We start from the raw sequence: 23,929 nt of genomic DNA, 5'->3' as shown, positions 1-23,929 counted from the left end.
CGTACACACACCGAGATCGAGACCGCCCCTACCGAGACCGAAAGGCCGAACCACCCATGAAGCTGCTGCTGCTGTCCAACTCCTCCGCTCCCGGGCGCGCGTACCTCGACCACGCCCGCGAGGTGATCGCCGACCACCTGGCCGGGATCGAGGAGCTGCTGTTCGTCCCCTACGCGCTGGCCGACCACGACGGCTACACGGCGAAGGTCGCCTCCTTCATGGACGGGCTCGGCATCCGCGTGTCGGGCGTGCACACGGCGGACGACCCGCGGGCGGCCGTGGCCGCGGCGCGGGCGGTCTTCATCGGCGGGGGCAACAGCTTCCGGCTGCTCAAGTCGCTCCAGGAGCGCGGCCTGACCGAGGCGATCACCCGGCGCGTGTGCCAGGACGGCGTGCCGTACATGGGGTCGAGCGCGGGCACCAACATGGCCTGTCCCACGCTGCGGACCACCAACGACATGCCCATCGTCCAGCCCGCCTCCTTCGAGACGCTGGGGCTGGTCCCCTTCCAGATCAATCCGCACTACCTCGACCCGCAGCCCGGCAGCGCCCACATGGGCGAGACCCGCGAGGAGCGGCTGACGCAGTTCCTCCATGAGAACGACGTGCCCGTCCTCGGCCTGCGCGAGGGCACCTGGCTGCGCCGTGCGGACGACGCGCTGGAGTTGGGCGGCGTCGCGGCGGGCGCCCGCCTGTTCACCACGGACGCCGATCCGGCCGAGTACGCGCCCGGCGCCGACCTGAGCCACCTGCTGTCCGCACGGGTGCGTTTCGACCACCGCGCGGCCTGACGGGCCTGTCCCGTTCCGGGGACCGCCCTGCCTTGGCCGCGGCATACCCGTCGGATACCCCGAACCGATAGAGGTTTCTCCAATCCCGCGCTTCGGGCGAACGCACGGTAGGCCGTCACCCGTGCGGGCCGTACCGTGTGCCGATGCACTACGGCACGGCACGGGGGCAGGCGGGAAGTTCGTTCGACGGCGCGGCGGCACGGCGGCTGCGCGAAGAGCTGCGGATGGCGCCGGCCGATGTCGCGTACGGGATGCGCGCCGCCTACGGCATGGCCGTCGACGGGCGCGCCGTCGCCGCCTGGGAGGCGGGGGTGGCCGCGCCCGACGAGCGGCAACTCGCCGCGCTCGCGGGCGCTTTGTGGTGCTCGGCCTCCGACCTGATGGGCCGCCCGGGGACGCTGCGCGAGTACCGCATGGCGCGGGGCGTCTCGCGCGCCGACGTCGCGCTGGAGATCGGGATGGCCCCGGACGCGTACGCCCGCATCGAGGACACCGGCGCCTGGACGGGCGACGCGCGGCAGGCCGAAGCGCTGGCGCGGGTGCTGCGGCTTCCGGTGCCGGCGCTGATCGAGTTCACCGGGCGGGACGAGGAGTTGGCGGCTCTGCTGCGCAAGGCCGCCACCACCAGGTGGCAGGCGTACGTGAACCAGGTCGGCGCCCTGGTGCCGCTGCCCAGGGAGTACGTGGAGGAGGGGCTGCGCGCGCTGCACGCCGGGTACCAGTCCACGGCCGCGGCGTCCCTGGGCTGGGGGCAGCCGGCCTCGGCCCCCTCACGCGAGGCGGGCCGCGCCTTCCTGGAGGAGATCCTGACCCGCTTCTGGGAGGCCATCGAGGGCTGAGGGCGGCGGGCGGAGGACCGCCGCCCGGGCTTCGCCGCTCCGTGGCCGTGGCCGCGTGCGGACGAGCGGAAGGGCGTCGGGAGAGCGCGATGGCCGCTCTCCCGACGCCCTTGGCGCCGCCGTGTCCGTTACGCGGGGGCCTTGTCGGTGCCGGGCACCGGGTCGGGCTCGTCCCGTTCGTAGGAGATGCCTTCTCCCGGCTCCATGGGGTGGGCGACGACTTCCTCGTCGCGGCGGGAGCGCCCCAGGTGGTTGAAGACCAGGTTGAGGACGATGGCGGTGACGCATCCCGTGGAGATGCCGGAGTCCAGGATGATCTTCGCGCTGTCGGGGAACGCGTGGTAGAAGTCCGGCGCCGCGATCGGTATGAGGCCGACGGCCAGCGCGGTGCCGACGATCAGTACGTTGTTGTCCTTGCTCAGGTCGGCCTTCATGAGCGTCTGGATACCGCTCGCCGCGACGGAGCCGAAGAGGACGACGCCCGCGCCGCCGAGGACCGGTTGCGGCACGGAGGCGACCAGCCCGGCGGCCATCGGGGACAGGCCCAGCAGGATGAGGATGCCGCCCCCGGTGGCGACCACGTACCTGCTGCGGATCCTGGTCATGGCCACCAGGCCGATGTTCTGCGCGAAGGCGCTGCACATGAAGCCGTTGAAGAAGGGGCTGAGCGCGGAGCCGAGCATGTCGGCGCGCAGGCCGCCCGCGATGGTCTTCCGGTCGGCGGGGCGGTCCACGACCTCGCCGAGGGCGAGCATGTCCGCGGTGGACTCGGTCATGGAGACCAGCATCACCACACACATCGACACGATCGCCGGGATCGCGAACTGCGGGGCGCCGAAGTGGAAGGGCGTGGGGAAGCCGACGGGGTCGGACTCCGTCACCGCGGTGAAGTCCGTGATGCCGACGGGTATCGCGATCAGCGTGCCGATCACGAGGCCGATCAGCACCGCGATCTGCTTCATGAACCCGGTGGTGAACCGGCGCAGCACCAAAACGATCACCAGGGTGAGCCCGGCCATGCCGATGTTGGCGAAGTCGCCGTAGTGCGGGCTCTTCTCGTCGCCGCCCATGGCCCAGTTGAAGGAGACGGGCATCAGGGAGACGCCGATGAGGGTGATGACGCTGCCGGTGACGACCGGCGGGAAGAATCTGATGAGCTTGGAGAAGAACGGGGCGATGACGAAGCCGAGCGCGGCGGCCACCATCGTCGCGCCGAAGATGACGGGGAGCGTGTCCTCGGGGCCCGAGGACTTGGCTATCGCCAGCATGGGGGCGACGGCGGCGAAGGTGGCGCCGTTGACGAAGGGCAGCCGGGAGCCGATCTTCCAGAAGCCGAGCGTCTGGAGGAGCGTGACGATACCGGCGAGGAAGAGACTGGCCCCGGTGAGGAACGCCAGTTCGGTCGGAGAGAGCCCCACCGCGGCGCCCACGACGAGCGGAGGTGCGACGACTCCCGCGTACATCGCGGCGACGTGCTGGAGTCCGGTGGTGAACAGCTTCAGCGGCGGCATGCCCTGGTCGACCGGGTGTTTGGTCTCAGCGGGGCTCTGTGAGTCCGGTGAGCCCTGTGAGTCCTGGCCCGGTACGTCCCCACTGCCGTCCGCCGTCTTTCCTTGCGTGGTGAACCTGGGCGTCTTGGCCACGGGGTCCTCCTGTCGTTTACGGCGCCGTCGCGGCACTCGAGTTTCCGGAGGTGCTGCGGAGTGCAAGGTGGTGGTGGTTGGGGTGGTGCTGTGGTGCTGGGTGGTGCGGCGTTGTGCGGTGGTGCGGTGCGCCCGTACGGATGTCCGGAGCATGACAGGAGTCAGGTTCCGGAACCGCGTCGTGGAACCGAACCGGCCGGGGGCCGTCCCCCCCGGCCGGTGTCTGAGGGGCGGCCGAGCGCCTCAGGTGGTGTGCGCCCGGCCCGCGGACCGCCGCGAGGCGGCCCGCGCCGTACCGTCCGCCGGCGGTCAGCCGGCTCCGGCGGCGATCTTGGCGAGGCGGCGGGCCTCGTCCCGCGCGCCGCGTGCGATGTCGTCCTCGTCCGCGCGGGTCAGCCGGCCGTCCTCGACGACCGGTACCCCGCCGACGAGGGAGAGGGTGACCGGAGCCGCCGCCCCCAGGACGAGCGCGGCGACCGGATCGGCGATGGTGGAGTGCCCGATCCCGTCGAGCTTCCACAGCACCACGTCGGCGAGCTTCCCCGCCTCCAGTGAGCCCGTCTCCTGCGCCCTGCCCAGCACCCGCGCACCGCCCAGGGTGCCCAGACGCAGCGCCTGGCGGGTGGACAGCGCGTTCTCCTTGTGTGCGCCGAGGCGGTTGATGAGCAGCGCGTTGCGCAACTCGGTGTGCAGTTCCCCCGACTCGTTGGAGGCGGTGCCGTCCACGCCGAGGCCCACGGGTATGCCCGCCGCGAGCATGTCGGGGACCCTGGCGAGACCGGCGGCCACGCGCGCGTTGGACGAGGGGCAGTGCGCGGCGCCCGTCCTGGTGCGGCCGAACGCCTCGATGTCCGCGTCGGTCATGTGGACGCAGTGCGCCATCCACACGTCCTCGCCCAGCCAGCCGACGGACTCGAAGTAGTCGGTCGGGCCCATGCCGAACAGCTCGTGGCAGAACTTCTCCTCCTGAGCCGTCTCCGAGCCGTGCGTGTGCAGGCGCACGCCCTTGCGGCGGGCCAGCTCGGCGCCCTGGCGCATCAGCTCGGTGGACACGGAGAACGGGGAGCAGGGCGCCACGGCCACGTGCAGCATCGACCCGAACGAGGCGTCGTGGTGGGTGTCGATGGCCTTCTCGGTCTCCGCCAGCGCGCCCTCCAGCGTCTCGACGGCGAAGTCCGGGGGCAGCCCGCCGTCCGAGGTGCCGCGGTCCATGGAGCCGCGGGCCGCGGTGAAGCGGACGCCGAGCTCGCCGGCCGCGCGTATCTCGGCGCCCAGCAGGTCGCCGGCGCCGCGCGGGAAGACGTAGTGGTGGTCCATGGCGGTGGTGACACCGCCGCGGGCCATCATCCCCAGCGAGCCACGGGCCGCCGCGTACACCATCTCCTCGTCGATGCGTGCCCACGTGGGGTAGAGGGCGACCAGCCAGTCGAAGAGGTGGGAGTCCGTGGCCAGACCGCGGGTGAGCCACTGGTAGAAGTGGTGGTGGGTGTTGACCAGGCCGGGGGTGAGCAGGTGTCCGGTGCCGTCGACGCGGCGTGTGACGTCTCGCAAGCCCTCGGGAGCGTCACCCGGACCGACCGACTCGATCCGGTTGCCGTTGATGACGACGTGACCGGTCGCGTACTCGGTGTCCTCCGCGTCGACCGTCGCGATCGCACACTTGTCGATGACGATGCGGCCGGTGGCCGCGGCTTGTTGGTCCGCCATGGGGTCCTCGTTCGGGGGGTTGACGGCCCCGCCAGGGCTCTTCCCGTCTCCTTGCGGAGCTTCCGTCCCGGGCCCCGCGGTCCGCAGGGAACGGATCGCCCTCCCTCGGCGGGCCCGCGCGACAAGCGGGCCCGCCGAGGGAGTCCGGGGACCGGAAGCGGTCCCTGGGAGGTGGGAAGGGGCAGGCAGGGGTGGATCAGAGGTTGGTCATGTCCACGGGGATGCGAGGGGTGGCACCGTCGCGGAGGACCGTCGCCTCGATCAGGCCGTAGGGCCTGTCCGCTGCGTAGTAGACCGCACCGTCCGCCGCCTCGTTCTTCATGTCGAACGGCGACAGGTCGACGCGGAAGTGGTGCTTGTTCGGCATCGAGAATCGGATCTCGTCGACCTCGGGCCGGCTGTTGATGACGCGCGAACCCATCTGGTAGAGGGTCTGCTGGAGCGAGAGCGAGTAGGTCTCTGCGAAGGCCTGCAGCATGTGCTTCTTCGTCTGGGCGTAGGACTTCTCCCAGTTGGGCGTCCGCTCCTGCTCGGCACCGGTGTAGTGGTGCCGCCACACGGCGCTGACCGAGGTGGCCAGGATGCGGTCGTAGTCCTCCTGGAGCGTGGTGTAGCGGTCCTTGATGTAGCCCCAGAACTCCGAGTTGGTGGAGTTGAGCACGGTCAGGTCCTTCAGCCCGGAGAGCACCTCGACGCTGTCACCGTCGTAGGTGATCTGCGCGGTGCGTGTCTCCTGGCCCTTGCGGACGAAGGAGTGCTTGACCTCGTCGGCGCCGATGAACTTGGAGCTGGCGTCGGAGGTGGCGATGCGCTCCCACTCGTACTCCTCGATGCGGATCCGGGCCTGGTGGATCGGCCCGGTGTCGTCGACGAAGTGCCGGGCCAGCAGGAGGCCGAACGCCTCGGCCGACTCGATGCCGTGCTCCTTGGCGTAGGCGAACACGGTGTTCTTGGTGGTGTCGGTCGGCAGGACGTGGGCGTTGGAGCCGGAGTAGTGCACGTCGTCCAGGTCGCCGCTGAGGGCGACCGAGACGTTCAGGTCCTTGATGTGGTGGGTGTCGCCGTCCCGCGTGATCTTGACGACGCGGTTCTCCGCCTTGCCGTACTGGTTCTGGCCGAGAATCGTGGGCATAGGTGTCAGCTCCCTCGGTACACGGAGTAGCCGAACGGGTTGAGCAGCAGCGGCACGTGGTAGTGCTCGCCCGGGTCGACCGCGAACACGATGGTGACCTCGGGAAAGAAGCTGCCTGGTGCGCTGTCCCTTACGCGGGGGGCGTCCTGCTGTTCCGCGGCTTCGCGCTGGCTGCGCGGATTCGTACTGTGCTGTTTTGCGAAGTACGGCTCCGTCTCGAAGACGAGCCGTACGTGCGTGGTGCCTTCCGGCAGCGCCGGAAAGTCCTTGCAGCGCCCGTCGGCGTCGGTTTTCGACGCCCCGTGCGCGGCCCATTCGGCCTGTCCGTCACCCCGGCGTACGAAGAGCTGTACGCCGACCTCCGCGGCCGGGCGGCCGAGGCTGGTGTCCAGGATGTGCGTGGACACCGAGGTGCTCGTCGCGTCGCTCATGCCGTGGAGGCTCCATTCTCCGTAAGGCGGGTGAGCCGAAGACGGTTGATCTTCGCCAGCTCCTGCCGCACGATCTCCCGCTCCTGCCGGGGGGAGTTGTCGATCCGGTGACGAACGGCGTCCCTCATCTCCTCGGCAGTCTTGCCGGTGGCGCAGATGAGGAACACGTACCCGAACTTGTCCTGGTAGGCCAGGTTGAGTTCGAGCATTTCGGCCTTCAGTGCCTCGGAGGCGCCGGCCATGCTCCGCTGTTCACGGGCCGAGGTCGGGTCGCCGGGCTTCGGGCGGCCGATGGGCGGGTGCCCGGACATGGCCTCGTCGAGGCCCTCGTCGGTGAGGGCGCCGGTGGCCTCGTCACTCGCCGCGAAGAGGGTTTCGGCGCTGTCGTACGGTCGCCGGGTGAGCAGCGCGCTCCCCCAGCTTCGTGCGGCGCACACGTCGTGGAGCGCGGCGCGCGCCTCGGTGTCCTTGGCGGTGTTGAGCCAGGTGAGACCTGGCGTCGAACGCGAAGTCACGGGACCTCCGTGGCCGTGGTGCTGTTCGGGCTGGGAACAGCTAAGTCCCCCGGCAACACCACGTCAACAGTTTGTTGAAGCCTTTTCGACATCTTGGAAACGAAAGCCCGCCATGCGGAAGCATGGCGGGCTTTCGCTCGCGGTCCCCGGCGCGGCGCCGGAGACCGTCAGTCCGGGCTGGTGTTGTCCCGGTTCAGGTAGTTGTAGACGGTGAAGCGCGAAACGCCCAGGGCGCCGGCCACCGTCTCCACGCCGTGCCGGACCGAGAACGCTCCCCGCGTCTCCAGGATCCGGACCACCGACTGCTTGGTCCTGCGGTCGAGCTCCGCCAGCGGCACCCCGTGCCGTCTCTCCAGTTCGGCCAGGAGGTGGTCGAGGGAGTCGGACAGGTGCGGCAGCCGCACGGCCACCACGTCCTCACCCTCCCAGGCGAGGACCACATCGTCCCCCTGCGCCTGCCCCGGCTCCACCATCGCCCCGCCCATGGCATCGACCAGCGGCTTGACCGCCACGACGAACGGATGGGCGGCGTGCGGCTCGTCCCCCATCAGCCCTCGTCCTCCCCGTTCAAGCCCTCGTCCTGGCCGATCACGTTGACCTGCAGGGAGACCCGGGTCGCCCCCGCCTCCAACGAGCGGCGCAGCAGCTCGGTCACGGCCGCCAGCACCTGCTCGCCCGAGCCCTCGGCGGTGTTGCCGAAGGGGCCGACGTCCACGGCATCCAGTGCCGCGCCCTGAACGACCTGACGGGCCACGACAGCGTGCTGCGGAGCCTCGTCGAGGTCGAACGGCTCGGTCGTGAACTCCACACGCAAGCGTTCCATGCGCCACACACTACCGAGGGCGCCGCGCCCCGGGCTGCTCAGTGCAGCTCCTCCAGGAGCTCCTCGATGAAGGAGACCGTCTCCCTCGGCGAGAACGCCTCGGCGCACAGCCGGTCCATGATCAGCGTGTACTGGTCGATCTCGCCGGGCTTGTCGAGGTAGACCGCGTTGGTCAGGTGCTCCAGGTAGACCTTGTCGGGCAGGTCGGGGTCGGCGAACCTGAGCAGCGTCACCGGCGTGCCGGCCGCCGCCGCGGTCACCTCGAACGGCGCGACCTGGAGGGTGACGTGGGGCAGCCGCACGATCTTCAGCAGGTGCTCCAGTTGCGCCCGCATCACCTCGGCACCACCGAAGGGCCGGCGGACCACGGCCTCGTCGACCACGGCCCACAGGTGCGGCGGATCCGAGCGGTGCAGCAGCTTCTGGCGGGCCATGCGCAGATCCACGATCCGCGCGACCTTGCGGGGCTCGGTGTTGGGATAGCCGAGGCGGCTGACGGCGTGCGCGTAGTCCTCGGTCTGCAACAGCCCCGGCAGGAACTGGACCTCGTACGTCCTGATCAGCGAGGCGGCGTCCTCAAGGCCGAGGTGCAGCTCGAACCAGTCCTCCAGCACGTCCGAGTACTGGTACCACCAGCCCGGCGAGTTGGCCTGGCGGGCGAGGTCGAAGAACTCCTCGCGCTCCTCGGGGTCGTGGATGCCGTAGAGCGTCAGCAGATCCCGCAGGTCGCGTTCCTTGGCGCCGACCTGACCGCGCTCCAGCCGGGTGATCTTGGCGTGGGAGCCGCGGATGGCGCGGCCCGCGTCCTCCCGGGAGATGTCCAGCGCCTGCCGCAACCTGCGCAGCTTGACGCCCAGGATGATGCGCAGCGCGGTGGGGCCGTTCGGCGCTTCTGGCGCGCCCCCACGCGAAGGCGCCCCTGACGGCTGCATCATGGCGGACATTCCGACTCCCAAGGGTGACTGGGCGGTCACAACAGTGTGGCACCTGAGCACCGGTCCGGTACAGGCACCGGGAGAATACGCGCCCCGGCGGGCCCGTGTCCGCCGCGGCGCCTCCATACTCCCTCACGGAGAACCCCGCAACCACCCTTACGGACAGGGAAGTTGACGTCGCGGAATGGAGCACTCCGCACACCCGGGGCCACTACGATGCCGCCCACAGCTCAGGCCTGACGACAGGGGCAGACACATGGATCGGAACGGCGAGCGGCGACGGCGGACGGAGCGTGCCGCAAGGCCACCGCACAGCGGGCGCGACCTGGGCCTCGACCGGCACCACAGCGCCCGCATCTACGACTACTTCCTGGGCGGCAAGACCAACTTCCCGCCGGACCGGGAGGTGGCCGAGAAGCTGCTGGCCGCCTTCCCCGGCTTCCGCAACGCCGCCCGCGCCAACCGCGCTTTCATGCACCGCGCCGCGCGGTTCTTGGCCGAGCGCGGCATCCACCAGTTCCTGGACATCGGCACCGGCATCCCCACCAGCCCCAACCTGCACGAGGTGGTGCAGGCGATGGTGCCGCGGTCGCGCGTCGTGTACGCGGACAACGATCCGATCGTGCTCGCACACGCCCGCGCCCTGCTGACCGGCTCGGCCGAGGGGCGCACGGCGTACGTGGACGCGGACATCACCCGGCCCGACAGCATCCTGCACTCCGCGCAGGTACGCGAGACGCTGGACCTCGACCGGCCGGTCGCCCTGTGCCTGGTGGGGCTGCTGCACTACATCACCGACGAGCACGACGCGCACGGCATCGTCCGGCACCTGGTCGAGGCGATACCCGCAGGCAGCCACGTCGTCCTCTCCCAGTGCACCCCGGACTTCGCGCCCGAGGAGTGGGAGCAGGCCATGGACGTCTACAAGATGGACGGGGGCAGCGCGCAGGTGCGGCCGAAGGAGGAGTTCGCCCGCTTCTTCGAGGGGCTGGACCTGGTCGAGCCGGGCATCGAGGTGCCGCACCGCTGGCACCCGGACGAGGACACCTCGCACGTCGTGAACCTGCCTCCGCACGATCCGGGGGACACCACGGACGCGCTCGTGAGCATGTGGGCGGGGGTCGCCCGCAAGCCCTGAGCAGGCGCGCCGGCAGCGCGTGCGCACCGAGCCCCGGGCTCCGTCATCTCGACGGAGCCCGGGGCTTTTCGCTGCCTGGGACCGCCCGGGGCCGGCTGCGGCTCTTGACAGGACGGCCACCCGCAGCGCAATCTTCCAGTGAGCAGAATACGAGTTTCACCATACGGAATTACTCGACGCGCTCACCGGACGAAACACCCAAGGAAGGGAGGGCGGTCGCAGTGGTCTCCTCGGACCGGTTCACCGTCAACGCCTCGATCCTCTTCACCGAGCTGCCCCTGCTGGAGCGCCCGGCGGCCGCCGCCGCGGCGGGATTCGACAAGATCGAGCTGTGGTGGCCCTGGGTCGAAGCGCCCGTGCCCGAGCGCGCGCAGCTCGACGCGCTCCGCAGCGCCATCGAGGACGCGGGCGTCCAGCTCACCGGGCTGAACTTCTACGCGGGACAGCTCCCGGGCCCGGACCGGGGCGCCCTGTCCCTCCCCGGCCAGGAGTCGGAGAGGTTCCGCGCCAACCTCAAGGTGGCCGCGGACTTCGCCCGGTCGCTGGGCTGCAAGGCGTTCAACGCCCTCTACGGCAACCGCGTCGAGGGCGCCACCGAGCAGGAGCAGGACGAACTCGCGCTGGAGAACCTCGTGCTGGCGGCCCGGGAGGCCGACCGGGTGGGCGGCGTGCTGCTGATCGAGGCGCTCAACGCGCCCGAGTCGCCCAAGTGCCCGCTGGTGAGCGCCCCCAAGGCGGTCGAGCTGGTCGACAAGGTGAACGAGGCGACCGGACTGGACAACGCGCGGTTCCTCATGGACGTCTACCACCTGTCCATGAACGGCGAGGACCTGGCGGGCGTCATCGAGCGCTACGCCGCCAAGACCGGGCACGTGCAGATCGCCGACAACCCGGGCCGCGGCGCGCCGGGCACCGGCTCCCTCGACTTCGACGACCTCATCGGCCGGCTCGACAAGGCCGGATACGACGGTCTGATCGGGCTGGAGTACAAGCCCGGCGACAACGGCAGCGCCGCCTCCTTCGGCTGGCTCAGCAAGTAATCACCCGCCCCGGACGCGGTCCGGGGCAGTGCCCCGGGCGCGGGGCGGGCAACGACAGGATCTGCGAAAGGCAAGCAGTCATGGCTCACACGGCCGGCAACACGAAGATCGGCTTCATCGGTCTGGGCATCATGGGCGACCCCATGGCCCGCAACCTGCTCAAGGCGGGCTACGACGTCACGGCGTTCACGCTGGAGACCGAGAAGGTCGAGCAGTTCGCCAAGGACGGCGGCAAGGGCGCCTCCTCCATCGCGGAGGCCGTCGAGGACGCCGACGTCGTGATCACGATGGTTCCGGCCTCCCCGCAGGTCGAGGCCGTCGTCCTGCACGAGGGCGGCGTCCTGGAGAACATCCGCGAGGGTGGCCTCATCATCGACATGTCCTCGATCACCCCACAGACCTCCATCGAGGTCGCCGCGGCCGCCAAGGCCAAGGGCGTGCGGGCCATCGACGCCCCGGTCTCCGGCGGCGAGGCGGGCGCGATCGAGGCCGTGCTCTCCATCATGGTCGGCGGCGAGCAGGAGGACTTCGACGCGGCGAAGCCGATCCTCGAAACGCTCGGCAAGACGATCGTGCTGTGCGGCCCGGCCGGCTCGGGCCAGACCGTCAAGGCGGCCAACCAGCTGATCGTCGCCGTCAACATCGAGGCCGTGGCCGAGGCCGTGGTCTTCCTCAAGAAGTCCGGCGTGGACCTGGGCGCGGCGCTCGACGTGCTCAACGGCGGCCTGGCGGGCTCCACCGTGCTGACCCGCAAGAAGGACAGCATCCTGGCCGGCGACTACCAGCCCGGCTTCAAGATCGACCTGCACCACAAGGACATGGGCATCGTGACCGACGCGGCCCGCGCCGTCGGCGCCGCCGTTCCGGCCGGCGCACTGGTCGCCCAGCTCGTCGCCTCGCTGCGTGCGCAGGGCGACGGCGGCCTCGACCACTCGGCGCTGGTGCGCAGCGTCAAGCGCCTGTCGGGCGAGAACCCCGACGGCGCCAACTGAGGAACGCCCCACCCGGGTCACCCCGGACACCCCTCCCGGTTCCTGACCTGCGGGCTTACACCCACCGACTCCGGGCGGCGGCGCCGACACTGTCCTGTCGCGCCCAGGCGCCGCCGCCCGGGTACCACCTGCACCGAACCAGGAGAGTTCGATGGCTCGTATGACCGCTGCCCGTGCGGCAGTTGAGATCCTCAAGCGTGAGGGTGTGGATGCCGCGTTCGGCGTGCCGGGTGCCGCGATCAACCCGTTCTACGCCGCCCTGCGCGCCGCCGGCGGCGTCGAGCACACGCTCGCCCGCCACGTCGAGGGCGCCTCGCACATGGCCGAGGGCTACACCCGTACCGCGCCCGGCAACATCGGCGTGTGCATCGGCACCTCGGGCCCGGCCGGCACCGACATGATCACCGGCCTCTACTCGGCGCTCGGTGACTCCATCCCGATCCTGTGCATCACGGGCCAGGCGCCCGTCGCGGTGATCGAGAAGGAGGACTTCCAGGCCGTCGACATCGCCTCCATCGCGGCCCCGGTCACCAAGAAGGCCACCACGGTCAAGGAGGCCGCGCAGGTGCCGGGCGTCTTCCAGGAGGCGTTCCACCTGATGCGCTCGGGCCGCCCAGGACCGGTCCTGATCGACCTGCCGATCGACGTCCAGCAGACGGAGATCGAGTTCGACGTCGACACCTACGAGCCGCTGGTCCCGCACCGGCCGGCCGCGACCCGCAAGCAGGTCGAAAAGGCCCTGGACATGCTGGCCGAGGCCGACCGGCCGCTGATCGTGGCGGGCGGCGGCATCATCAACGCCGACGCGGCCGGCCTGCTGATCGAGTTCGCCGAGCTGACCGGCATCCCCGTCGTGCCGACCCTGATGGGCTGGGGCGCCATCGGCGACGACCACGCGCTGCACGCCGGGATGGTCGGCCTGCAGACCTCGCACCGGTACGGCAACTCCACGTTCCTGGAGTCGGACTTCGTCCTGGGCATCGGCAACCGCTGGGCCAACCGCCACACGGGCGCGCTGGGCGCCTACACCGAGGGCCGCACGTTCGTCCACGTGGACATCGAGCCGACCCAGATCGGCAAGATCTTCGCGCCGGACTACGGCATCGTCTCCGACGCGCACGCCGCGCTGGCCCTCTTCGTCGAGGTCGCCAGGGAGCGCAAGGCCGCCGGGCGGCTCAAGGACCTGTCCAAGTGGGCGGACACCACCCGCCAACGCAAGGGCGAGCTGCAACGCCGCACGCACTTCGACAACGTGCCGCTCAAGCCGCAGCGCGTCTACGAGGAGATGAACCGCGCCTTCGGGCCCGAGACCCGCTACGTTTCCACCATCGGCCTCTCGCAGATCGCGGGCGCGCAGTTCCTGCACGTCTACCGGCCGCGGCACTGGATCAACTGCGGCCAGGCGGGCCCTCTGGGCTGGACGGTCCCGGCCGCCCTCGGTGTCGCCAAGGCGGACCCGGAGGCGAGCGTCGTCGCGCTGTCGGGCGACTACGACTTCCAGTTCATGATCGAGGAACTGGCCGTCGGCGCGCAGCACCGGATCCCGTACGTGCACGTGCTGGTCAACAACTCCTACCTGGGCCTGATCCGCCAGGCGCAGCGCGGGTTCGACATGGACTTCCAGGTCAACCTGGAGTTCGAGAACATCAACACCCCGGAGCTGGGTGCCTACGGCGTCGACCACGTCAAGGTCGCCGAGGGCCTGGGCTGCAAGGCGATCCGCGTCACCGAGCCGGACAAGCTGCTGCCCGCCTTCGAGGAGGCGAAGAAGATCGCCGCCGAGCACCGGGTGCCCGTCGTGGTGGAGGCGATCCTGGAGCGGATCACCAACATCTCGATGAGCGGGAGCGACATCGGCTCGGTCAACGAGTTCGAGGAGCTGGCCACCGAGGCGTCCCACGCGCCGACGGCCACGGTGCCGCTGGGCTGAGGCCCGGGCGGCCCGCCCCGCCCTCCCCTGTGCGCCGACGGCCCCGCTCCCTCACCGCGAGGGTGCGGGGCCGAGCACGTCGGGGCTCTCGGGCCGCTCCAGGCGGCGCAGGAAGGTGAGGAGCCCGGCGTACCCCTGCGCCCAGGAGTACGGGGTCTCCTGGTGCTCGGTGTTCAGCATCACGGGCGCCTCGTCGGGGCCGAGGCTGCGCCGCAGCAGGTGGCGTGCCACCTCGTGCGCGGCCTCCAGCCAGCGGTCGTCCCCGGTCGCCCGCGCCAGCTCCACCAGCATGGTGCCCACGCCGCCGGCGCCGCAGCACTGCCCCAGCGTCTCCATGCGCGGCACCCACGCGGCGGCGGCCAGCGCGGCCTGTTCGGCGCCCGCGGCGAAGTCCGCCTCGTCGTCGAAGAGTTCGCGGGCGTGCTGGAGCGTACGGGCGGCGCCCGCCAGGCCGCGGCACCAGGAGGCCACCATCGGCAGGGCCCCGGGGCCGTACGAGGCGGCGGCCAGCCGCACCGTGCGGCGGGCCAGTTCGCGCGCGTGGGTGTGCGCGGCGCGCAGCAGAGCGGAGTCGTCCGGGGTGCGGGCCGCGACGAGCAGCAGGAGGTCGGTCGTTCCAACGAATCCGTGCGCGTAGCCGAATCCGGGGTCGCTGCCGCTCGCGTCGTCCTCGTGGGGCGGCTCGGTGCGCGGCGGCAGCGCGGCCAGGCGGGTGGCCTGCTCGCGTGCCGCGTCCAGGTCGCCCAGCGCCAGGGCGGCCAGACCCACTCCCGCACGGCCGCTGATCACGTCCGTCTCCGGCTCCGGCGCGCTCCAGTCGGTGCCGCCGGGCAGCGGCCCGGTGGGTAGGGCCACACTGGCCGCGCGCGCCCTGGCGAGGAAGAGTTCGGTGCCGGTTCGCCCCGAGAAGAGCCCGGGCGGCAGCGCGACGCGGCACAGCCCGTGGTGCGCGTGCGCGGCGAGCTGGTCGAGGACCTTGGCGACGCCGGGCTCCTCCCGGTGGTGCAGCAGTTCGAGGCCGACGCCCGCGCTGCCGGTGTAGAGGCTCGCGTCCACGGCGGGGAAGTCGGCGTACTCGCCGCCGAACTGGTAGTCGGCGACCCCGGACAGCAGCGCCTCCCGCACCGCCTGCGCCAGGTGCGCGCCCACAGCGGCTCCCGCCGGGTGGGACGGCAGCCCCGCCGGGCGGGGGTCGGGGGCGGGCGCCGATGCCGGGGCAGGCATCGGCACGGGTGCCGGTGCCGGTGCGGGTTTTGGCGCCGGGGGTCGGGTGGCCAGGGCGAGCAGGGCGCCGCGCCCGGCGTCCGCGTCGCCGCTCAGCAGCTGCGCCAGCGTCGTCCGCAGCGCGGCGCGGTTTGTGCCGTAGACGGCCGCGAGGCAGGCCAGTTGCCGCTCGCGCGCCAGCCGGGTGGTGGCGGCGCCCACTACGGGCAACAGCCCCGTCGCGGCGTAGGCGAGGACCATGCCCAGCGCGAAGTGGTCGTCCTCGGGGCGGGGAGGAGCCGTCTTGTCGAGCTGCTCGCGGGGAGCGAACCCGGGGGTCCCGCCGGGCAGGTGGAAGCCGTCGAGCGCGGAGATGCCGAAGTCGATCAGGTGGGCACGACGCGGGCCCAGCACGACGTTCCGCGGCGTGATGTCCCGCATGACCACGCCCCGGTCGTGCAGCGCCCGCAGTGTGGTGGCCAGGTCGCCGCACAGCCGGGCGAAGCGCTCTTCGCGCCGCTCGCGCTCCTCCCGCTCCCCGCGCCCCTCACCGCCGGAGCCGGGGCCGGGTCCTGGCGGCAGCAGTGCGCCGTTCCTGCGTACGTGGCGGAGCAGGTTGGTGTCTCCGGCGTCCGTGGTGACCAGGTACTCGTCCGCCTCGTGCGCGAAGTGGTCGACGAAGGCGGGGAGGCCGGGCACGCCGGCGCAGGCCTCCAGCACCCGCCGCTCGTTGCGCAGCCGCGCCCGTACGTCCGCGCCGTCCGCGTTCTCGGCCACGAAGGCGCGCGCCTGCTTGACGACGAGGGTGGGGCGCGCGGCGCCGTGTGCCGGTTCGGGGGCGCGGGTGTCCTCGGCCCGGTAGACGTTGCCGCGCGCCGACTCCTGCAAGCCCTCCAGCACGCGGTAGCGCCCGCCCAGCAGCGGTGCTTCCGCGGCGCCCGCGCCGTGGTCCGGGTCACCGGGGTCGTCCGGCGCCGGAACCTCGCCGGCGGCCTCGGAGCCGAAGGGGTCACGGGCCCAGGACGGCTGCCGGTAGCCGAGGGTGGCGGCCGCGTCGAAGACCTCGCCGTCCTCGCCGTGCAGCCGGACCACGAGGGTGCCCTTGTCCCCCGCGTGCCACTGCGCCCGGAAGGGGCCGTACCGGTAGTACACGGGTGCGTCGGGGGCGACCCGGCGGTCGCTGAGCACCCGGGGGCCCTCGTGGCCGCGCAGCAGCGCGGCCAGCTCCCAGCCGAGCTCGCGGACCCGCCCGGCGGACGGGTAGACCGTGACGGCCTTGCCGACCGAGGCGGGGCTGCGCTGTCCGTCGTTCATGAGGGCGAGCGCCCGCGCGGAGCGCACGACCTTGAAGCGGCACCGCTCCCGCACGAGCCTGGGCAGCAGCGCGTCCGCGAACGCGGGGAGGGTGGCGGCCCGGGAGGAGATGTGCAGCTTCCAGCCCTCGCCGGGCAGCGGTTCCGCCTCGTGGGGCCGCACGTGCACCCAGTGCGGTCCCGGGGTGACCACGTGCGTCCCCGTGACCGCCGGGTGCCCCGGAGGAGCCGCTTGCCCGACGAGCGCGCGCAGGCTCTCCAGCGCGTTCCAGTCCGTCATCGACCCGGCTCCCCCAAGGCGTTGGTCCCTCAGCAGTCAGCGGAGCTCAGCGGCGGCCCGGGGCCGCCGGCCCGTGCGGTCGGCCGGTCCGAGCGCCGCCGCCGGTCCGTCGGCGTGCGGTCAGCCGGTCTGCGTGCCGACGCAGTGGTCGACGCACATGCTGATCGGGCAGCGGTCCGCCGCCGCGGTGCTCATGTCGGTGTCGGTGAAGGAGGTCTGCGGCTCCGCCGGGAGGGCCCCGGCCTCGCGTGGCGTGAACTCTGACAGCGTTTCCATGGTTTCTCCCGTGAAAGCGTCATGTTCCCTGACGCACGTGCGGTCAGCACGTGCGTGCGTCGCGACCCGAGGACGATATGAGCGGCGGGCATGGGTGGACAAGACCCGGGAAGCGGCGGGTTTCCGGTCGTCTCGCCGTCCGACGGGTTTCCCCCGCGCCAAAATTTCAACAAACTGTTGACTCACCCTGCGCCCCTCCCTACGCTCCATGATGCGGAAACTGTTTTCCGCGAATCACGCCCCAGGAAGGTCGTCCATGTCGAAGTCGTCGAAGCCCACGCTGACCACCGAGGCGGGTGCGCCCGTCGCCGACAACCAGAACTCCACCTCCGCCGGCATCGGTGGCCCGCTCCTTCTCCAGGACCAGCACCTGCTGGAGAAGCTGGCGCGGTTCAACCGGGAGCGGATCCCGGAGCGCGTGGTGCACGCCCGCGGCTCCGGCGCGTACGGCTACTTCGAGGTGACGGACGACGTCAGCGCCTACACCAGCGCCCACTTCCTCGGTGAGGTCGGCCGCCGCACCGAGACGTTCGCCCGCTTCTCCACCGTCGCCGACAGCCTCGGCGGCCCCGACGCGGCCCGCGACCCGCGCGGCTTCGCCCTGAAGTTCTACACCGAAGAGGGCAACTACGACCTCGTCGGCAACAACACCCCGGTCTTCTTCATCAAGGACCCTCTGAAGTTCCCCGACTTCATCCACTCGCAAAAGCGCGACCCGTTCACCGGCAAGCAGGAGCCCGACAACGTGTGGGACTTCTGGGCCAACTCGCCCGAGGCCACCCACCAGGTCACCTGGCTGATGGGCGACCGCGGCATCCCGGCCTCCTACCGCCACATGAACGGCTACAGCTCGCACACCTACCAGTGGACCAACGCCGAGGGCGAGGCCTTCTTCGTCAAGTACCACTTCAAGACGAACCAGGGCATCCGCTGCCTGTCCGCCGAGCAGGGCGAAGAGCTGTCCGGCTCCGACCCCAACAGCCACCAGACCGACCTGCTCCAGTCGATCGAGCGCGGCGTCTACCCGTCCTGGACGCTGTACGTCCAGGTCATGCCCGCGGCGGAGGCGGCCGACTACCGCTTCAACCCGTTCGACCTGACCAAGATCTGGCCGCACAAGGACTACCCGCTCCAGCGCGTGGGCCGCCTGGTGCTGGACCGCAACCCGGACAACGTCTTCGCCGAGGTCGAGCAGTCCGCGTTCTCGCCCAACAACTTCGTGCCCGGCATCGGCCCCTCGCCGGACAAGATGCTCCAGGGCCGGCTGTTCGCCTACGCGGACGCGCACCGCTACCGGCTCGGTGTCAACCACACCCAGCTCGCGGTCAACGCGCCGAAGGCCGTGGCGACGGGCGCCGACAACTACGGGCGCGACGGCCTGATGGCCACCAACGCCTACGACCGCCACGCCAAGAACTACGAGCCCAACTCCTACGGCGGCCCCGTCGAGACCGGCGCCCCGCTGTCCGCGCCGCAGCAGGTGACCGGCCACTGGGGCACCCACGAGGCGCCGCAGCACACCAAGGACGACGACTTCTTCCAGGCCGGCGAGCTCTACCGGCTCATGTCCGAGGAGGAGAAGAAGCGCCTGATCGGCAACATCGCCGGCGGGCTGGCGCAGGTCTCGCGCGAGGACGTCGTCGAGAAGAACATCGCCCACTTCGCCGCCGCGGACCCGGAGTACGGCAAGCGCGTCGAAGAGGCGGTCCGCGAGCTGCAGGAGGGCTGAGCGCCCGCGCTCCGCGCCAGCCGCACCACGAGCGGCGTACGGGACCGATTGGGAGGTCGGTCCGTGCGCGCCCCCGTGCGGGACGGTCCAGTTGATGAGGGGTGGCCGTCCCGCGCGGGGGCATCCTCATGCCATCCTCCCGCACAGCGGGCACCGCCCGACAGCGGCCCCCTCCGCGCAAACCCCGACGAGCGGAACGACCACTGACGATCAGGGCGCGAGTGGGGCACGATGGAGGGAATCGTGCCGTGACCGGCGATGCGCCGGACGACCTGCTGGAGCCCGAACGATGGCTGAAAGTGTGCTTGTGCGCTGCCCCGTGTGCCGTCGCGAGCACCACTACGCCGCCCCCGTATACCCCTGCGGATGCGGCGCCCCGATCGCCCTGCCCCTGCTCGCCACCGCCTCCGCGACCCAGGTACGCCACCGCACCTGGGCGGGCTCCTGGATCTCCGTGCGGTGCCCGGCGTGCGGCCGCGTCGACGAGTGGCCGCAGCCGGAGTTGGGCTGCGGCTGCGGCACCACACTGCGGGTGCCGGTCGCCCGTGCGGGCACCTCGGCGCGCGAAGGCGCCACCACAAGGCCGCCCGCGGCCGCACCGCCCGCCACACCACCCGCGGCACCACCCGCCGCGCCCGTGGCGCGGCCGCCGTTCAGGCCCGTCACCATCCGCACGGCGCACGACGCCAACAACGCCGCCGCGCAGTACCTGCGGTGGCTCGGGTTCGAGGGGGTGCGCGTCGCCGAGCGGACCCCGGCCTCCGGGGTCGATGTGCGCGGCGCCAGAGTCATCGCCCACGTCGATCCCTCCACCACGCCGACCGGGGTGCGCGAAGTGGAGACCCTGTGGCTGACCGGGCTCAACGACTCCGTCGAGGCCGTGTGCTTCGCCCTCGCCGGGTACGCGCCCGAGGCGCGGGCCCGCGCCGAGGCGCTCGCCCTCCCCCTGTTCGTCCTCGACCTCACCGGAACGCCGAGCGCCATCAACGAGACGGCCCAGCACCTGCTGCGCACCCCGAGATGAGGGTGTCCCCGCTCCGCACCGGCGCCGCTTGCGGAGGGAGCGGGGATCGCCTCAGCCGTCGCGGTGCTCCACCCCGGGGGCGCCCGTCTCCCCGGCCGCGTGCGCGCGCAGCTCGACCCGGCGGATCTTGCCGGAGATCGTCTTGGGGAGCTCGGCGAACTCCACCACGCGCACCCGCTTGTACGGTGCCAGCCGCTCGCGGCAGTGCGCGAACAGCACGCGCGCCGTCTGCGCGTCGGGCGTGTAGCCGTCCGCCAGCACGACGTACGCCTTCGGCACCGCGAGCCGCACCGGATCGGGCGACGGCACGACGGCCGCCTCCGCGACGGCCTCGTGCTCCAGCAGGACGCTCTCCACCTCGAACGGGGAGATCTTGTAGTCGCTCGCCTTGAAGACGTCGTCGGAGCGGCCCACGTAGGTGAGGTAGCCGTCCGCGTCGCGTGAGCCGATGTCACCGGTGCGGTAGTAGCCGTCCGCCATGGCCCGCTCGGTGCGCTCGGTGTCGCCGTGGTAGCCGCGCATCAGGCCGACCGGGGCGCCCGCGAGGTCGAGGCAGATCTCGCCCTCGCGGGCGCCCGCCTCACCGGTGACGGGGTCGAGGAGGGTGACGTCGAAGCCCGGGGTGGGACGTCCCATGGAGCCGGTCTTGAGGACCTGGCCCGGGGTGTTGGCGACCTGGACGGCCGTCTCCGTCTGGCCGAAGCCGTCGCGGATGGTCACGCCCCACACGCGGCGCACGTGCGCGATGACTTCGGGGTTGAGCGGCTCGCCCGCGGCGACGACCTCGCGCGGTACGGCCGCGAGCTTGCCCAGGTCGGCCTGGATGAGCATGCGCCAGACGGTGGGCGGTGCGCAGAAACTGGTGACGCCGCCGCGTTCCATCTCGGCCATGAGGCGGCCCGCGTCGAAGCGGGTGTAGTTGTGGATGAAGATGGTGGCCTCGGCGTTCCAGGGGGCGAAGAAGTTGGACCAGGCGTGCTTGGCCCAGCCCGGCGAGGAGATGTTGAGATGGACGTCGCCGGGGCGCAGTCCGATCCAGTACATGGTCGCCAGGTGTCCCACCGGGTAGGAGACGTGGGTGTGCTCCACCAGTTTGGGCAGGGCGGTCGTCCCCGAGGTGAAGTACAGCAGCAGGGTGTCGTCCGCGCGGGTGGCGCCCTGCGGGTCGAAGACGCCGTCGGCCTCGTACGCGTCCTCGTAGGCGAGCCAGCCGGCCTCGGGCGTGCCGCCGCTGCCCACGGCGATGCGCGTGTAGTCGCCGGCCACCTCGGCGAACTTGCCGGTGTCGGCGGCGCGGGCCAGGACGTGGCGGGCCTGTCCGCGCGTGACGCGGTCGGTGAGGTCGCGCGGGCCCAGCTGCGGGGTCGCGGGGATGACGACGGCGCGCAGCTTCATCAGCGCCAGCAGGGTCTCCCAGAGTTCGACCTGGTTGCCCAGCATGACGATGACGCGGTCGCCGGGGTCGACACCGCGGCCGCGCAGCCAGTTGGCGACCCGGTTCGAGCGCTCCCGCATCTGCGCGAAGGTGACGCGCCGCTCGGTGGCGTCCTCCTCCACGATGTGCAGGGCGAGCCGGTCGTTGCCCTCGGCGATGTGGTCGAACCAGTCCAGCGCCCAGTTGAAGTGCTCGGGCCGTGGCCAGGCGAAGGCGGCGCGCGCGGCCTCGTAGTCCGTCCGGTGCGTCAGCAGCGTGTCGCGGGCGGCTCGGAAGGCCTCGGTGGGCGGGGACGGGATCATGTTCCCTCCTGGTCAGCGGGGGCTGGAAGTGCTGGGAGCCCATCGTGGAGGTACACCCGCACGCGCACCACCCCCGGGCGGGGGCTTACCCCAACGTGACAGGAGGTGCGGCATCATCGGGGACGTGTACACGGGGGCGAGGACGGACAGGGAGCGGGGCGGGGCGGACGGTGCGCTCGCGGGGCGGCGGCGCCGGCACCCCTTCGTCGCGGCGCTGTGTGCGCTGACGCTCCTCGTCCTCAGCGTGCCGTTGGGTTTTCGTGCCGCGGACGAGGCCGGGCCGACCCCGGTGCCGCAGCTGCTGGCGTTCCTGCCGTGGTTCATGGTGCCCGCCTGGCTGGCGCTGGCGGGCGCCGCGCTGGCCCGGCGGTGGCTGGTGCTGGTGTGGGCGCTGGTGGTGCTGGCGGGCACCGGCTGGTTCCTGCGTCCTTACGGGCCGCCGGCGCCGGACGGGGCCGCAGGACGGGCCGGCAAGGCGCAGTTCCGCGTTCTGACGGCCAACCTGAAGTACGGCGGGGCGACGCGGGATCTGGTGGAGACGCTGCGCAGGGAGCGTCCGCAGCTGGTGGCCGTCCAGGAATGCGACAGGGGGTGCGCGAAGGCGCTGAACGCTCCCGCGCTGCGCGAGGAGTACCCGCACAGGCTCGTCACCGGGGTGGACGGCGGCGCGCGGGGTTCGGCGCTGCTGAGCGTCTACCCGCTGCACGACCGGAGCCAGGTGAGCGGCCGGCTGTCGATGCCCGGCGCCGTCGCCGAGGTCCACGGCGAGCGCGTCGCCCTCCAGGTGGCGCACCCGATGCCGCCCACGCCCGGCGACACGGCGACGTGGCGGTCCGAGTTGGACGCGCTGCGCGCCTACGCCGCGGACCGCAGGCTGCCGACGCTGATCGCGGGCGACTTCAACTCCTCGCAGGACCACGCGAGCTTCCGGGCCGTCCTGGACACCGGCATGCACGACGCGGCCCGTCTGCTCGGCAACTCGCGTACACCGACGTGGCCGACCCGCACCACCCCGGTGCTGGGCGCGCAGATCGACCACGTGCTGCTCAGCGAGGAGATGGTGCCGGTGGACGGCAAGTTTCTGCACCTGCGGGGCACGGACCACCGGGCACTGCTGGTGAACGTGAAACTGCTCTAGCGCCGTCCGCGCGTTCACGCCGCGCTGTCCGCCGGCTGCGCGTTCAGCCCGCCGCCCGGTCCGTGCCGCCCGTCAGCGAGGTGGGGGCCGGGCCCCGGTCGTGGTGGATGGGGGTGTGGGCGCCGTTGAGGGGCACGCCGGTGCCCCCGTGGCGCACCGCGACGATCTCAGCGGCGATCGAGAGCGCCGTCTCCTGTGGTGTCCTGGCGCCGAGGTCGAGGCCGATGGGCGAGCGCAGCCGGGCGAGTTCGGCGTCGGTCAGCCCGGCCTCGCGCAGCCGCTCCAGACGCTCCAGGTGGGCGCGGCGCGAGCCCATGGCACCGACGTACGCCACCGGGAGCCGCAGCGCGCGCTCCAGCAGCGGCACGTCGAACTTGGCGTCGTGGGTGAGGACGCAGACGACGGTGCGGCCGTCCAGCTCCTGGGTGTCGAGGTAGCGGTGCGGCCAGTCGACGACGACCTCGTCGGCGTCGGGGAAGCGGCGGGCGGTGGCGAAGACGGGGCGCGCGTCGCACACGGTGACGCGGTAGCCGAGGAACGTGCCGATCCGCACCAGCGCGGCCGCGAAGTCGATGGCGCCGAACACCAGCATGCGGGGCGCGGGGACGCTCGACTCGACGAGCAGGGTCACCGGCTGCCCGCACCTGCTGCCGTCGGCGCCGACGGTGACGGTCGCGGTGCGGCCGGCGTCCAGCAGGGCGCGGCCCTCGGCCACCGCCGTGGCGTCCAGCTCGGGCGCGCCGCCCAGGGCGCCGTGGGGCTCCCCTTCGGCGTCCAGCCACAGCGCGCCGCCCAGCAGCTCGTCGGGGCCCTCCACGAGGCGGACGAGCGCGGCGGTGCGGCGCTCGGCGGCCTCGGCGACGGCCGCGGTGAACACCTCACGCGCCCGCGTTCCGGCGCGCGCCGGGGTGACCAGGATGTCGATGATGCCGCCGCAAGTGAGCCCGACCGCGAAGGCGTCCTCGTCGCTGTAGCCGAAGGTCTGTCGGATGCTGGCGCCAGACTCCAGCGCCTCCTGGCACAGCGCGTAGACGGCGCCTTCGACGCAGCCGCCGCTCACGCTGCCGACGGCCTCGCCGTCGGCGTCGACGGCCAGTGCCGCGCCGACCTGTCGCGGGGCGCTGTTGCTGACGCCGACGACGGTGGCGACGGCGAAGTCGCGTCCTTCCTCGCACCAGCGGTGCAGCTGTGCGGCGATGTCCAGCATGTGCCTACTCCTCGGCGTTGGCGCAGGTCCGAACAGCCTGAACGGGAGCGGGAACGGCCAGTCAGACCGCACCCGCTCCCGCCAGACGTCAGGCCGGCGGCCGGGC

21 protein-coding genes are annotated in these 23,929 nt (G+C 71.9%); 9 read left to right on the top strand and 12 right to left on the bottom strand.

All coding sequences use genetic code 11. The annotated features are described in order from the left end of the window. The first annotated feature begins 56 nt into the window (after positions 1–56). Together pepE and DTL70_RS09900 are read left to right on the top strand one after the other, a co-directional pair. Positions 57–791, top strand: coding sequence for a dipeptidase PepE (gene pepE, locus DTL70_RS09905; protein ID WP_114021498.1), 735 nt, complete (start codon positions 57–59; stop codon positions 789–791). A 143-nt stretch (positions 792–934) separates the two neighbouring features. Continuing rightward, positions 935–1,630 carry a helix-turn-helix domain-containing protein gene (locus tag DTL70_RS09900; RefSeq protein ID WP_114021497.1) on the top strand — a complete coding sequence of 232 codons (696 nt, stop codon included), beginning with the start codon at positions 935–937 and terminating at the stop codon, positions 1,628–1,630. Between the two features lie 128 nt (positions 1,631–1,758). Here the strand turns inward: DTL70_RS09900 and DTL70_RS09895 are convergent, their stop codons facing one another. The 8 genes from DTL70_RS09895 to DTL70_RS09860 all read right to left on the bottom strand — a co-directional run bounded on the left by DTL70_RS09895 (position 1,759) and on the right by DTL70_RS09860 (position 8,825). Beyond that, a complete protein-coding gene (locus DTL70_RS09895; protein WP_114021496.1) occupies positions 1,759–3,273 on the bottom strand; it encodes a nucleobase:cation symporter-2 family protein in 1,515 nt (504 codons plus the stop codon). A gap of 309 nt (positions 3,274–3,582) precedes the next feature. Next, the gene (locus tag DTL70_RS09890) at positions 3,583–4,980 is read right to left on the bottom strand and encodes an 8-oxoguanine deaminase (RefSeq protein ID WP_114021495.1); all 1,398 of its coding nucleotides are present in this window, start codon (positions 4,978–4,980) and stop codon (positions 3,583–3,585) included. A gap of 196 nt (positions 4,981–5,176) precedes the next feature. After that, positions 5,177–6,112: a factor-independent urate hydroxylase gene (gene pucL / locus DTL70_RS09885; RefSeq protein WP_114021494.1), complete on the bottom strand. Its 936-nt coding sequence runs from the start codon at positions 6,110–6,112 to the stop codon at positions 5,177–5,179. 5 nt (positions 6,113–6,117) lie between these two features. Next, positions 6,118–6,543 carry a hydroxyisourate hydrolase gene (gene uraH / locus DTL70_RS09880; protein ID WP_114021493.1) on the bottom strand — a complete coding sequence of 142 codons (426 nt, stop codon included), beginning with the start codon at positions 6,541–6,543 and terminating at the stop codon, positions 6,118–6,120. Then, positions 6,540–7,058 (bottom strand): 2-oxo-4-hydroxy-4-carboxy-5-ureidoimidazoline decarboxylase, encoded by a 519-nt coding sequence (uraD, locus tag DTL70_RS09875; protein WP_114021492.1) that lies wholly within the window; start codon positions 7,056–7,058, stop codon positions 6,540–6,542. Before uraD ends, uraH begins: the two co-directional genes overlap by 4 nt. Positions 7,059–7,225: 167 nt before the next feature. Then, positions 7,226–7,606, bottom strand: coding sequence for a helix-turn-helix domain-containing protein (locus tag DTL70_RS09870; protein ID WP_114021491.1), 381 nt, complete (start codon positions 7,604–7,606; stop codon positions 7,226–7,228). Beyond that, positions 7,606–7,881: a YkoF family thiamine-binding protein gene (locus tag DTL70_RS09865; RefSeq protein ID WP_114021490.1), complete on the bottom strand. Its 276-nt coding sequence runs from the start codon at positions 7,879–7,881 to the stop codon at positions 7,606–7,608. Before DTL70_RS09865 ends, DTL70_RS09870 begins: the two co-directional genes overlap by 1 nt. Positions 7,882–7,919: 38 nt before the next feature. Further along, on the bottom strand, positions 7,920–8,825 hold the full coding sequence (locus tag DTL70_RS09860) for a helix-turn-helix domain-containing protein (protein ID WP_114021489.1): 906 nt from the start codon (positions 8,823–8,825) through the stop codon (positions 7,920–7,922). A gap of 247 nt (positions 8,826–9,072) precedes the next feature. On the opposite strand from DTL70_RS09860, the gene DTL70_RS09855 reads away from it, so the two are divergent. The 4 genes from DTL70_RS09855 to gcl all read left to right on the top strand — a co-directional run bounded on the left by DTL70_RS09855 (position 9,073) and on the right by gcl (position 13,916). Then, a complete protein-coding gene (locus DTL70_RS09855) occupies positions 9,073–9,954 on the top strand; it encodes an SAM-dependent methyltransferase (RefSeq protein WP_114021488.1) in 882 nt (293 codons plus the stop codon). Between the two features lie 221 nt (positions 9,955–10,175). Further along, complete coding sequence (locus tag DTL70_RS09850) at positions 10,176–10,994, top strand: TIM barrel protein (protein ID WP_114021487.1); 819 nt, start codon at positions 10,176–10,178, stop codon at positions 10,992–10,994. 59 nt (positions 10,995–11,053) lie between these two features. Continuing rightward, positions 11,054–11,986 carry a 2-hydroxy-3-oxopropionate reductase gene (locus tag DTL70_RS09845; protein ID WP_281278663.1) on the top strand — a complete coding sequence of 311 codons (933 nt, stop codon included), beginning with the start codon at positions 11,054–11,056 and terminating at the stop codon, positions 11,984–11,986. 160 nt (positions 11,987–12,146) lie between these two features. Beyond that, positions 12,147–13,916, top strand: a complete 1,770-nt coding sequence (gcl, locus tag DTL70_RS09840; RefSeq protein ID WP_114021485.1) for a glyoxylate carboligase — start codon at positions 12,147–12,149, stop codon at positions 13,914–13,916. 51 nt (positions 13,917–13,967) lie between these two features. Here gcl and DTL70_RS09835 read toward each other — a convergent pair whose 3' ends face one another. Together DTL70_RS09835 and DTL70_RS33485 are read right to left on the bottom strand one after the other, a co-directional pair. Beyond that, positions 13,968–16,712, bottom strand: coding sequence for a class III lanthionine synthetase LanKC N-terminal domain-containing protein (locus DTL70_RS09835; RefSeq protein ID WP_114021484.1), 2,745 nt, complete (start codon positions 16,710–16,712; stop codon positions 13,968–13,970). 120 nt (positions 16,713–16,832) lie between these two features. Continuing rightward, complete coding sequence (locus tag DTL70_RS33485; protein WP_181860857.1) at positions 16,833–16,988, bottom strand: hypothetical protein; 156 nt, start codon at positions 16,986–16,988, stop codon at positions 16,833–16,835. Between the two features lie 256 nt (positions 16,989–17,244). On the opposite strand from DTL70_RS33485, the gene DTL70_RS09830 reads away from it, so the two are divergent. Both DTL70_RS09830 and DTL70_RS09825 read left to right on the top strand, forming a co-directional pair. Beyond that, positions 17,245–18,717 (top strand): catalase, encoded by a 1,473-nt coding sequence (locus DTL70_RS09830; protein ID WP_114021483.1) that lies wholly within the window; start codon positions 17,245–17,247, stop codon positions 18,715–18,717. Between the two features lie 289 nt (positions 18,718–19,006). Further along, the gene (locus DTL70_RS09825) at positions 19,007–19,741 is read left to right on the top strand and encodes a hypothetical protein (RefSeq protein ID WP_114021482.1); all 735 of its coding nucleotides are present in this window, start codon (positions 19,007–19,009) and stop codon (positions 19,739–19,741) included. Between the two features lie 51 nt (positions 19,742–19,792). Here the strand turns inward: DTL70_RS09825 and DTL70_RS09820 are convergent, their stop codons facing one another. Then, positions 19,793–21,478 (bottom strand): AMP-binding protein, encoded by a 1,686-nt coding sequence (locus tag DTL70_RS09820; protein ID WP_114021481.1) that lies wholly within the window; start codon positions 21,476–21,478, stop codon positions 19,793–19,795. Between the two features lie 124 nt (positions 21,479–21,602). Between DTL70_RS09820 and DTL70_RS09815 the strand changes: the two genes are divergently transcribed. Then, positions 21,603–22,616, top strand: coding sequence for an endonuclease/exonuclease/phosphatase family protein (locus DTL70_RS09815; RefSeq protein WP_114021480.1), 1,014 nt, complete (start codon positions 21,603–21,605; stop codon positions 22,614–22,616). Positions 22,617–22,659: 43 nt separating this feature from the next. Here DTL70_RS09815 and DTL70_RS09810 read toward each other — a convergent pair whose 3' ends face one another. Further along, positions 22,660–23,823, bottom strand: a complete 1,164-nt coding sequence (locus tag DTL70_RS09810; protein ID WP_114021479.1) for an XdhC family protein — start codon at positions 23,821–23,823, stop codon at positions 22,660–22,662. Positions 23,824–23,929 lie beyond the last annotated feature (106 nt).

The organism is Streptomyces diacarni (assembly GCF_003323715.1).
Taxonomy (GTDB): Bacteria; Actinomycetota; Actinomycetes; order Streptomycetales; family Streptomycetaceae; genus Streptomyces; species Streptomyces diacarni.
This window is presented reverse-complemented; position numbering and strand designations above follow the sequence as displayed.

Excerpts from the sequence above, each read along its gene's own strand:
- DTL70_RS33485 (WP_181860857.1), bottom strand. The coding sequence starts at position 16,988 with ATGGAAACGCTGTCAGAGTTCACGCCACGCGAGGCCGGGGCCCTCCCG.
- DTL70_RS09825 (WP_114021482.1), top strand. The coding sequence starts at position 19,007 with ATGGCTGAAAGTGTGCTTGTGCGCTGCCCCGTGTGCCGTCGCGAGCAC.
- DTL70_RS09865 (WP_114021490.1), bottom strand. The coding sequence starts at position 7,881 with ATGGAACGCTTGCGTGTGGAGTTCACGACCGAGCCGTTCGACCTCGAC.
- DTL70_RS09890 (WP_114021495.1), bottom strand. The coding sequence starts at position 4,980 with ATGGCGGACCAACAAGCCGCGGCCACCGGCCGCATCGTCATCGACAAG.
- DTL70_RS09830 (WP_114021483.1), top strand. The coding sequence starts at position 17,245 with ATGTCGAAGTCGTCGAAGCCCACGCTGACCACCGAGGCGGGTGCGCCC.
- DTL70_RS09855 (WP_114021488.1), top strand. The coding sequence starts at position 9,073 with ATGGATCGGAACGGCGAGCGGCGACGGCGGACGGAGCGTGCCGCAAGG.
- DTL70_RS09835 (WP_114021484.1), bottom strand. The coding sequence starts at position 16,712 with ATGACGGACTGGAACGCGCTGGAGAGCCTGCGCGCGCTCGTCGGGCAA.
- pucL (WP_114021494.1), bottom strand. The coding sequence starts at position 6,112 with ATGCCCACGATTCTCGGCCAGAACCAGTACGGCAAGGCGGAGAACCGC.
- pepE (WP_114021498.1), top strand. The coding sequence starts at position 57 with ATGAAGCTGCTGCTGCTGTCCAACTCCTCCGCTCCCGGGCGCGCGTAC.
- DTL70_RS09820 (WP_114021481.1), bottom strand. The coding sequence starts at position 21,478 with ATGATCCCGTCCCCGCCCACCGAGGCCTTCCGAGCCGCCCGCGACACG.
- DTL70_RS09870 (WP_114021491.1), bottom strand. The coding sequence starts at position 7,606 with ATGGGGGACGAGCCGCACGCCGCCCATCCGTTCGTCGTGGCGGTCAAG.
- uraH (WP_114021493.1), bottom strand. The coding sequence starts at position 6,543 with ATGAGCGACGCGACGAGCACCTCGGTGTCCACGCACATCCTGGACACC.
- gcl (WP_114021485.1), top strand. The coding sequence starts at position 12,147 with ATGACCGCTGCCCGTGCGGCAGTTGAGATCCTCAAGCGTGAGGGTGTG.
- DTL70_RS09810 (WP_114021479.1), bottom strand. The coding sequence starts at position 23,823 with ATGCTGGACATCGCCGCACAGCTGCACCGCTGGTGCGAGGAAGGACGC.
- DTL70_RS09860 (WP_114021489.1), bottom strand. The coding sequence starts at position 8,825 with ATGTCCGCCATGATGCAGCCGTCAGGGGCGCCTTCGCGTGGGGGCGCG.
- DTL70_RS09900 (WP_114021497.1), top strand. The coding sequence starts at position 935 with ATGCACTACGGCACGGCACGGGGGCAGGCGGGAAGTTCGTTCGACGGC.